The organism is uncultured Bacteroides sp., assembly GCF_910586915.1.
In the GTDB taxonomy this organism is placed as follows: Bacteria; Bacteroidota; Bacteroidia; order Bacteroidales; family Bacteroidaceae; genus Bacteroides.
In genome coordinates this window covers 1-10,213 of record NZ_CAJULN010000070.1, presented here as the reverse complement: position 1 = coordinate 10,213, position 10,213 = coordinate 1, and the positions used below count along the sequence as shown (strand labels likewise).

At 45.9% G+C, this 10,213-nt stretch carries 10 protein-coding genes and 2 pseudogenes; all 12 read left to right on the top strand.

Annotated features, from left to right (window positions below; genetic code table 11):
- Positions 1-1,073 (top strand): annotated as a pseudogene (locus tag QZ331_RS14060) (TraG family conjugative transposon ATPase); the annotation flags it as partial.
- Between the two features lie 176 nt (positions 1,074-1,249).
- Positions 1,250-2,479 (top strand): site-specific integrase, encoded by a 1,230-nt coding sequence (locus QZ331_RS14055; protein WP_294631331.1) that lies wholly within the window; start codon positions 1,250-1,252, stop codon positions 2,477-2,479.
- Between the two features lie 3 nt (positions 2,480-2,482).
- On the top strand, positions 2,483-2,887 hold the full coding sequence (locus QZ331_RS14050) for a hypothetical protein (RefSeq protein WP_294631329.1): 405 nt from the start codon (positions 2,483-2,485) through the stop codon (positions 2,885-2,887).
- Between the two features lie 252 nt (positions 2,888-3,139).
- Positions 3,140-3,493, top strand: coding sequence for a helix-turn-helix domain-containing protein (locus QZ331_RS14045; RefSeq protein ID WP_005856071.1), 354 nt, complete (start codon positions 3,140-3,142; stop codon positions 3,491-3,493).
- Positions 3,483-4,556, top strand: a complete 1,074-nt coding sequence (locus QZ331_RS14040) for an AAA family ATPase (protein ID WP_178309461.1) — start codon at positions 3,483-3,485, stop codon at positions 4,554-4,556. The genes QZ331_RS14045 and QZ331_RS14040 overlap by 11 nt, the downstream gene beginning before the upstream one ends.
- A gap of 163 nt (positions 4,557-4,719) precedes the next feature.
- Positions 4,720-5,685, top strand: coding sequence for a toprim domain-containing protein (locus QZ331_RS14035; RefSeq protein WP_294631320.1), 966 nt, complete (start codon positions 4,720-4,722; stop codon positions 5,683-5,685).
- 145 nt (positions 5,686-5,830) lie between these two features.
- A complete protein-coding gene (locus QZ331_RS14030; protein WP_294631318.1) occupies positions 5,831-6,214 on the top strand; it encodes a MobC family plasmid mobilization relaxosome protein in 384 nt (127 codons plus the stop codon).
- Positions 6,180-7,094, top strand: coding sequence for a relaxase/mobilization nuclease domain-containing protein (locus QZ331_RS14025; RefSeq protein ID WP_294631316.1), 915 nt, complete (start codon positions 6,180-6,182; stop codon positions 7,092-7,094). Before QZ331_RS14030 ends, QZ331_RS14025 begins: the two co-directional genes overlap by 35 nt.
- Positions 7,095-7,098: 4 nt before the next feature.
- Positions 7,099-7,818, top strand: a complete 720-nt coding sequence (locus QZ331_RS14020) for a hypothetical protein (RefSeq protein ID WP_294631314.1) — start codon at positions 7,099-7,101, stop codon at positions 7,816-7,818.
- Positions 7,819-8,067: 249 nt separating this feature from the next.
- Complete coding sequence (locus tag QZ331_RS14015) at positions 8,068-8,505, top strand: NTF2 fold immunity protein (protein ID WP_294631312.1); 438 nt, start codon at positions 8,068-8,070, stop codon at positions 8,503-8,505.
- Between the two features lie 78 nt (positions 8,506-8,583).
- Positions 8,584-9,243 carry a hypothetical protein gene (locus QZ331_RS14010; protein WP_234059278.1) on the top strand — a complete coding sequence of 220 codons (660 nt, stop codon included), beginning with the start codon at positions 8,584-8,586 and terminating at the stop codon, positions 9,241-9,243.
- 902 nt (positions 9,244-10,145) lie between these two features.
- Positions 10,146-10,213 (top strand): annotated as a pseudogene (locus QZ331_RS14470) (hypothetical protein); the annotation flags it as partial.

Sequence of the window (10,213 nt, the reverse complement as noted above, 5' to 3'; positions counted from 1 at the left end):
AGCCGGAACTGCAAAAGGAGGACATGAGCTTCCTGAGCCGCTCCAACGAGCGTCATTTCAACGAGCGTCCGTACCTGAAGCACTCCTGCTACCTCTACCTGACCAAGACGACGAAGGAACGTAACCGGATGCAGAGCAACTTCAGCACGCTGTGCCGGGGGCATATCATCCCGAAAGAGCTGGATAAGGAAACCGCCGGGAAGTTCATGGAAGCCGCCGAACAGTTCGAGCGCATCATGAACGACAGCGGCTTTGTCAGGCTGCGCCGGCTCTCCACCGACGAGCTTGTCGGGACGGAGAAGTCCGCCGGGCTGATAGAGCGTTACTTCTCGCTTATGCCCGAAGGCGATGCGACCTTGCAGGACATCGACCTCTCGGCAAGGGAAATGCGCATCGGCGACAACCGCCTGTGCCTGCACACCCTTTCCGACGCGGAGGACATGCCCGGAAAGGTGGCTACCGATATCCGCTACGAGAAACTCTCCACGGACAGAAGCGACTGCCGCCTCTCCTTCGCATCCCCGGTGGGGCTGCTGCTCTCCTGCAACCACATCTACAACCAGTATGTGATCATCGACAACAGCGAGGAGAACCTTCAGAAGTTCGAGAAGTCCGCGAGGAACATGCAGTCGCTCTCCCGATACAGCAGGAGCAACAGCATCAACCGCGAGTGGATAGACCAATACTTGAACGAAGCGCACTCCTACGGGCTGACCTCGGTACGGGCGCACTTCAACGTCATGGCGTGGAGCGACGACGCGGAGGAGCTGAAGCACATCAAGAACGATGTGGGCAGCCAGCTGGCAAGCATGGAGTGCGTGCCGCGCCACAACACCATCGACTGCCCGACGCTCTACTGGGCGGCGATGCCCGGCAACGCGGCGGACTTCCCGGCGGAAGAGAGTTTCCATACGTTCATCGAGCAGGCGGTGTGCCTCTTTACGGAGGAAACCAACTACCGCAGCTCGCTCTCGCCCTTCGGCATCAAGATGGTGGACAGGCTCACGGGGAAGCCCCTGCACCTCGACATCAGCGACCTGCCGATGAAGCGGGGTATCACCACCAACCGTAATAATACCCTATATTTTTACCGTTTTTATATTGTTTGAGTTTGTGTATAAATAGCTGATATTTAGAGATTGTTAGGAAAATGATTTGGCTTTTGATTTGCTATTTTTTCCGATAATCTCTATTTTTGTATGCAAATCGTATGTACAAAATAGACGTATAACAATAAACAAGGCAGCCTATGTTCAAGTATTCAAAAGATGGCATATCCGTACTGTCGGTACTGGATGCACGCAGGGCGAAGAAAAGCGGTCTGTTCCCTGTCAAGATACAAGTGATACACAACCGCAAGCAGAAATATTATTCCACCGGAAAGGAATTGTCCAAAGAGGACTGGGAAATCCTTGCCGAAAGCAAGAGCCGCAGACTGATTGAGATACGGGCAAGCGTGGAAAACAGTTTCTCCATCATAAAAAGCCAAGTGGAAGCCCTTGCGGAACGTGGGGACTTCTGTTTCGATGCGCTCAGCATGAGGCTGGGCAGGTGTACTGGTACAACCCTTAACACAGCCATACAGGGGAAAATAGACGCATTCAAACTCAACGGGCAGGTAAATTCCTATTATAACTACCGCAGCACGTTGAAAAGCATAGAACGGTTCGCAGGCGGCAGCGTGCCGTTCTCTGCGGTTTCTGCGGACTGGCTGTCACGCCTTGACAAGTTCCTGCGGAACGAGGGCAAGACCGTCACCACCATAAATTTCTATATGAAAGCCCTTAAATGCGTGGTGAATGACGCAAGGCGCAACGGGATTTTAAAAGAAGCCCAATACCCGTTCGGCAGGGGGAAGTACGAGATACCGAGCGGCAACAGCCGAAAGTTAGCCTTGACGATGGAACAGATAAAAAAAGTCGTGACATACAAGGGCAGCAAGACCGTTGAGAAGTACCGGGACTTTTGGTTTTTCTCCTACCTGTGCAACGGTATCAATTTCAGGGATATGCTTTTCTTGCGGTATGGGAACATCGTGGACGGTGAAATCTGCTTTGTACGCTCCAAGACATCGCACACGTCCAACCATATACGGGAAATAAGGGCGGTACTCACTCCCGAAATGCGGGATATTATAAAACGGTGGGGAAACCCGGACGATGGGAAACCCGATACTTTCCTTTTCAAGTACGCCAGAGAAACGGAGAACGAATTCGCCATTTCTGCAATAGTCAGACGGGTAACGCACCGTTGCAACATCGCTTTGGCTAAAATAGCCCAAGCTGTCGGTGTCCCCCGTTTCACGACCTATTCCGCCCGGCATTCCTATGCGACTGTCTTAAAACGCAGCGGAACGAACATCGCTTACATATCCGAGAGTTTGGGGCATTCAAGCCTTGCCATCACGGAGAACTACCTCGCCAGTTTCGAGCAGGAGGAGCGGATAAGGAACGCGCAGTTATTAACCAAATTCGATTGAGCCATGCCGAACAAGAAAACCAAGACGGTGAAGATTAGACACCTTGAATGTTTCAGTGCCATTTATGGGGAACTGGCGCAGAATCCCGAATACGCAGGCTACGAAATAGAAGAAGCCGTACTGCATGTGAAATCATATATTCCCCCTACCGTCAAAGACGTGGACAAGGCGATAGAGAAAATAAGGTTCAGCCATGCCACCCGTAAATACAAGTACCCCGTATTCGAGGGCAGGGAACTGATAGACCAAAAGACATTGGCGAAAATGGCGGGCGTGAGCAGGCAGACCGTAGCCCGGTGGGAGGAACTCGGTTTCATATCCCGTACGGACATAGGGCTGTCGGGAAACAAATATTTCGTAATAAAAGAAGTCGTTTCCCAACTTGAAAGGTTAAAGGATGTGAAATAGCAGCATTCGCATAATCACTTAACATACATAGGACAAACGGTGTGTTGGAAGGACAAAATCACCAATACATCGTTTGTCCCTTTTTTTATCCCGCTCCAATCTTGCCGGATGTCCTGCATTGTCCCAAGTTGTCCGGTCTGTGTCAAGTGATTAGTAATTGAATAATCGGTTTCTTTTATTCTTCCTTTGCGGCATCAACCGGTTGCAACGGCTATGACGGTAGCCAAGTAATAACTAAAAAAGGAAGAAAATATGACGAACATTATTCTGACAACGCCCGAAGAACTCCGGGCTATCGTGAGCGAAACCGTTTCCCAGTCATTGGCAGGATTCACCCAGCCGAGGAACGAACCCGACAACCTCACGCCCGATGTGGCGGTAGAGGTGCTGGAACGACACGGTTTTCTGATTTCAAAGGCACGGCTCTACAAGCTGACCGCAAAAAAGGAAGTGCCGTTCCGCAAATACGGGAACAAATTGCTTTTCTCACGGAAAGAGCTTCTCACGTGGGCGGAAAACCTTGCAAAAAGGGTGAACGACAAGGACGAGGCGGCACTCGCCATCGCCAAGAGCGCAAACCGGAAAATCCGTAACTATGGAAAATAAGAGGAAAGAAGAAGCCGGGCAGGGTGTTACCATGCAGAAAGAGGATTTCGCAGCCCTTTGGAAAACCATTCATTTAAAGGTAACGGACACTTACGAAGTGCCGCCCGAAATACTCTGGGTGAACGGCTCTACCATTGGCACGCTGGGTAATTTCAGCGCATCCACGGGTAAAGCCAAGAGCAAAAAGACATTCAACATCTCCGCTATCGTTGCGGCAGCGTTGAAGAATGACGAGGTACTGAAGTATTCGGCATACCTGCCACCGAACAAGCGGAAAATCCTTTATGTAGATACCGAGCAGAGCAAATACCATTGCCATAAGGTCATGGAGCGTATTTTGCGGCTTGCCGGACTGCCTACCGACAAGGACAGGGACGATTTTGTTTTCATCGTGCTAAGGGAGCAGACACCCGATAAGCGGAAACAGATTATCGGTTATATGCTTGAAAATATGCCCGATGTGGGGTTGCTCATCATTGACGGAATCCGTGACTTGATGTATGACATCAACAGCCCCAGCGAATCGACTGACCTAATCAACCTCTTGATGCGCTGGTCAAGCGGATATAACCTGCATATCCATACCGTACTGCATTTGAACAAGGGGGATGACAACACAAGGGGGCATATCGGTACGGAACTGAACAATAAGGCTGAAACCGTCCTGCAAATCACCAAAAGTACGCAGGACGGCAACATAAGCGAGGTAAAGGCGATGCACATACGTGACCGGGAGTTTGACCCGTTCGCATTCCGTATCAACGACAGCGCATTGCCCGAAGCCGTGGACGGTTATGTATTCAAGCAACCCAGCCAAGACAGGGGCTTTCCACTGGCAGAACTGACGGAGCAACAGCACAGGACAGCTTTGGAAAACGGTTTTGGCAAACAGGTCATATATGGTTACGAGAATGTCCTAAAGACCTTGAAACAGGGTTATGCAAGTATCGGCTACAAGCGTGGACGCAATATCCATGTGGATTTGAACAAGTTCCTTGTGAACAAGCGCATGATTGTGAAAGAGGGCAAGGGCTACCGCTATAATCCCGATTTCCATTATTAAAAGTCAGTTTGGTTTAGTCCGGGTGTATATATAAGAGGAACGGACTTACTATTTCCCTGTATCGGAACAGGCAGGTTTAGTATGGTACGGGTATATATATAACGGACTAAACAGGACTGGCGCACTTTTCAACTATTTTTTAATCCCCAAAAAAGAAAATGTTATGAACATCGAAGATGTGAAACAAATACCCATCGCAGACTATCTGCATAGTTTAGGTTACTCTCCTGTCAAGCAGCAGGGTAACGGCTTATGGTACAAATCACCGTTAAGGGAGGAACACGAACCGTCTTTCAAGGTGAACACTGACCGCAACCTTTGGTATGACTTTGGCGCAGGCAAGGGCGGCAACATCATCGCACTGGCAAAGGAACTCTATTGTTCCGACAGCCTGCCATACCTTTTAAACCGGATAGCGGAACAGACACCGCACGTCCGTCCGGTCAGTTTTTCTTTTCCCCAGCGTAGGACAGAACCGAGCTTCCAGCATTTGGAAGTCCGTGACCTTACCCATCCGGCATTGCTCCGTTATTTGCAGGGACGGGGTATCAATGTCGAACTGGCAAAAAGAGAATGTAAGGAACTCCATTTTACCAATAACGGCAGACCGTTCTTTGCTATCGGTTTCCCGAACATAGCAGGAGGTTACGAGGTTCGCAATTCCTTTTTCAAAGGCTGCATCGCCCCGAAAGACATCACCCATATACGGCAGCAGGGAGAGCCGAGAGAGAAGTGTTTGGTATTCGAGGGTTTTATGGACTATCTTTCTTTCCTCACGCTCCGGATGAAGAACTGCCCGACCATGCCCGACCTTGACAGACAGGACTATGTCATTCTTAATTCGACTGTCAACGTGCCGAAAGCCATTGACGTGCTGTACCCGTATGAACGCATCCACTGTATGCTTGACAATGACAAGGCTGGATATGAAGCGACACGGGCTATCGAATTGGAATACTCCTACCGTGTGCGTGACTTCTCGCACAATTATAGGGGATATTCGGACTTGAACGATTATCTGTGCGGCAGGAAGCAGGAACAGAAAAACGAAGCCAGCCAAGTGCAGGAAACGAAGCAGGAAACCGGACAACGTGCCGCCCCAAGACAAAAGAGAGGCAGGGGCATTTAATCCGGCAGGACTACCAACGGCTGGCGGTTTATTTGGAGAGCAAGGTTATGTTTCGGTAAACCGAAACTACCTTGCTTTGCTCACCGCAAAGAAAATTTCTCCCGTTGGTCGCAATTTTTAAGACACCATTCAAACGTAAAAAACCATGACGAGTATAAAGGACAAGCCGGGGGGACGTCCGGCAAAGAAACGGATAGAGAAGCAGCAACGGGTTGTCAGTACGAAACTGACCGAGTTGCAGTATTACGCCATCAGGAAGCGAGCCGGGGAAGCCGGGTTGCGTGTCAGTGAGTATGTAAGGCAGGCGGTTGTTTCGGCAGAGGTCATACCCCGGCTGAACAGGCAGGATGCGGACACCATCCGCAAACTGGCAGGGGAAGCCAACAACATCAACCAGTTGGCGCACCAGGCGAATGCCGGAGGTTTCGCACTGGTGGCGGTGGAACTGGTGAAGCTCAAAAACAGGATTATTGGAATCATAAACCATTTGTCGGATGATTGGAAAAATAAAAAAGGGAAGCGGTTTTAAGGGCTGTGTGAACTATGTGCTTGGCAAGGAGCAGGCGGTTTTGCTCCATGCGGACGGGGTTCTGACGGAAAGCCGGAGCGATATAATCCGCAGCTTCTGTATGCAGACCGGGATGAATCCCGATTTGAAGAAGCCTGTCGGACATATTGCGTTAAGTTATTCGGCAGTGGATGCACCCAAATTGACAGACGAGAAGATGGTACAGCTTGCGCAGGAGTATATGCGTGAAATGAAAATCACCGATACGCAGTATATCATCGTGCGCCATCAAGACCGGGAGCATCCGCACGTACATATTGTATTCAATCGCATAGACAACAACGGCAAGACCATTTCGGACAAGAACGACATGTACCGTAACGAACAGGTATGCAAGAAGCTGAAAGCCAAACACGGGCTTTATTTCGCTGGTGGAAAAGAACAGGTAAAGCAGCACCGACTGAAAGAGCCGGACAAGTCGAAATACGAGATTTACACGGCTGTGAAGAACGAAATCGGCAAATCCCGTAACTGGCAGCAGTTACAGGAGCGGTTAGCAGAAAAGGGTATTACCGTCCGGTTCAAACGAAAGGGACAGACCGACGAGATACAGGGCATATCCTTTTCCAAAGGTGAATACACGTTCAAGGGTTCGGAGATAGACCGGAGTTTCAGTTTTTCCAAACTGGACAAATGTTTCGGGTATGCAGGAATGAATGTTGCCGGAAGCCAACGGCAAACAACTTTCGCGCCCGTTCGGGAGCAAGCACTTGCACCGGGCAAGGCTGACAGTCCGTTGATAACTGGTTCGCTCGGTCTGTTTTCCGCTTCTTCTCCCCCAGTGGATGAAGAACCTAATTTTAATTTGAGAAAGAAGAAGAAAAAACGACTTAAACTGTAAAGACATGGAAGACAATTTGATTTTAGAGGGGCTTCTCTCTATGGTTACGGAACTGAAAGGGAAGCTGGAAGCTCAGGTAACGCCAGCCAGCCGGGAGGAAACTCTCGAACGGTTGGGAGCAATCGAGCAGGCATTATCGGAACTCCACAGTAGCCCGGCTGTTCCCGAAAAGGAATTGCAGGCTATCCAAAGCCAACTTGCCGACATAAGGAATGCGGAACAGGAGCAGCAGCAATCCATCGGAGAAGTGAGGAAATTTGTAACGGCTACCTACCGTTGTCTGAAAGAAATGCTGGATGCGTTGGATTCTTACCGTAAGGAGCGCACAACTGAAAAAGCGGAAACCGAACCTGCATCGTTGTCCCGGAGGATAAGCGGTTTGTTACACCCGAAACTTTTTGTTTTTTTGGCAGGGCTGGTTGTCTGTTTCGTTTCTTTGTTCCTGAATGTCCGTTTGGCTGGACGAATGCAGCAGTTGCAGGACAACGATATGAAATACCGCTACATTCTGATGAAAGGGGAAGCGGACGGGGGCTGCCTTGATTTGCTGGAAACGAATTTTAGTAGGGAACGGGATAACGCTTTCATCCAAAACCTGACTGATTCGGTGACGGGGTTTGAATACCGCAGCAGGAAGCAGGCGGAAGCGTTGGAACGTGCAAGGTTGCTCAATGAACAAGCCGAGCAGTTGAAAAAGGAAGCCAACCGACTGGGCAAGCCATAAACCGGGAAAACAAAGGATACAAACTGTAAATGTTAAAGCCCGCACAATATGTGGAGAAAAGTGCGGTACATCTTCGTGGTGTACTGCACTTTTGCTATATTTGCGGATAGTCTAATTTGAAAAGCAAAAATCCAAAATCCGCTGGATTGTTCGGATGATTAGGCTATAATTTAGAAGTGTAGGAACAACACCATAAGGTGCGGTTATAAATAAATTACCGATAAATGTTAAACCAATAAATTTAGAGAAATGGAAGATTTAGAAATAAAACAGGAAATAAAAAGAACAATCATCGCATTTTTCACAGAAATGAATGGTTGGGAAATATATTGTGAAGATATAGACAATAAGCCTGATTTGTCGGAAAAAGAAAAAACAGAATTGATGAAGTTGAAAATAAGTTCTATTTTCAGCCAATTCTGTACTTCAAAGGACAGAAAAATGGGTTTACCGAATTGCCTTTCATGGGGACTTGAAGGCAGTTATAAATATGACCCCAGTAAAGAAACTATCACAGACATAGAAAGAGTTACAAAAAACAAGTTCCATGTATATACATGTATCGAAAAAGGATTGATGAAGGAACTTCATTGCTATGTCTGTGTATGTAAATCAAATCAGTGGCTTATTGATAGTAAAAAAAGAAAATGGGGCGATGATACAAAATGGTCTAACATTTACTTATAGAATATATCGGTAACGAAGCGTGATAACGCCTAATGGCGTTCCCCGCTATCCCATTATGAACAATTAAAGCGCAAAAATATGAGTATGAAAGAACTAAATAACATTTATGCTTTCGGTTATGGGCTATTCATATATTCGCCCGGTACATTCAATGAATGGATGCAAGAGAAGAAATGCCGAGCAAAGAAAATGCTGTCGTATCTTGATAAGCATAAGGATATGTTTTTGGAAATGATTGCCAAAGGGATAGCATTGCCTATCTATCAAATACCAACGTATCAATATTCAATCTATATCACAACAGAAAAAGATGTGAATATTCCAGAGGATTGGGAACAGGTTTATCTTTATAAAGATTGGTTTATTACAATCGGAACAGATGATAAACTTTGCTTTTCTTCCTTTGAGTTTTTTGAAGAACACCGTGATTTGGTAGCTAAAAGTCAATGTGTGTTTATGGGAGAAGTATTTGATATAAATGATAACCCACATTCGTTTTATCATTCTGATGAAATACAAATGCCTAAAGGTAATTATCGCTTTGACATTTACGGGTTAAAACGAAAACACCCTTACTCGGAAACAGACAGAGAAAACTGCAATAAAAATTATGCCTATCTATTTGCTTTCCGAAAAGACAATAACGACAGCAACGAGAATTTAGAGCGGTGTGATAATGAAACTCACATTTTTAGCATAGAAGAATATTTGGAAGAAGTTCATAACAAGGAAAGATAACCCCTAAACGGTGTTCCTTTCCAAGCCATTAGCTGTAATAGAAGCATGAAAAAGATTATTGACTATCTATTCTATAGGTATTATTTGGTTTGCTTGAAAAATGAGGAATTTCCGCGTTTTGGTGCAAGTTGTATATTATCGGAAGTTATTTCAATAACTTATATGTTCGCATCTTTTTTATTCTCGTTTTTTTTAACAGGAGATTTCTTTTTTTCATATATGTCTAAACTAACAACATTTATTGTATGGATAATTGGTTTTATACTTCCCTGGATTGTTGTGTACATATATTATAATAAGAAAAGGATTCGCATCTTATTTGAGAAATTTCAAGATAATATTTATAATACCAAATACTCAGATAAGGCAGTATTAAGTATCAGATATGTTGTACTTACTGTCGGTCTTCTTTTAATGTTCTTTCTTTATCAGTTCTAATCGCCATGTTCCTTTAGCACGTGGGTTGGCGGCTAATCCAAAAGGTCTGGCTATGGGCTACCGGGTAACGTAAAGGAATCAAATCAATTTATTCAGATATGGAACAACGTATTACATCACTATTGCTGCCCGCTCCTGAAAGTTTAGTTTATTCTTTTGTATATATATCCAAACCAATTTAAACCTATTTCTATTGACAGCAAATTATATATGCTGGCGAAAAAAGAAAAACAGAGTTTCTTTCTCTTTTTGCCAGTATCATGTCTATTTTTCACTGAAAAACGAGAGAAAACAGATATAAAAACATCTCCTACCACATTTACCCCTTAACAACAAATATCCTTTTCTGTTTTCTTATAATCACTCTCTTTGTATGCAAATTGCATGTTTGCAAAATATTAATATTGATATATTCGATACTATAAATCTTTGATATTCAGTATTAAACAGATAAAGTTTTATACACATTAATTATAGCCAACCGCAACAAGTTCGTGCTGGGACCGAGCGGTTCGGGCAAGTCGTTCTTCAT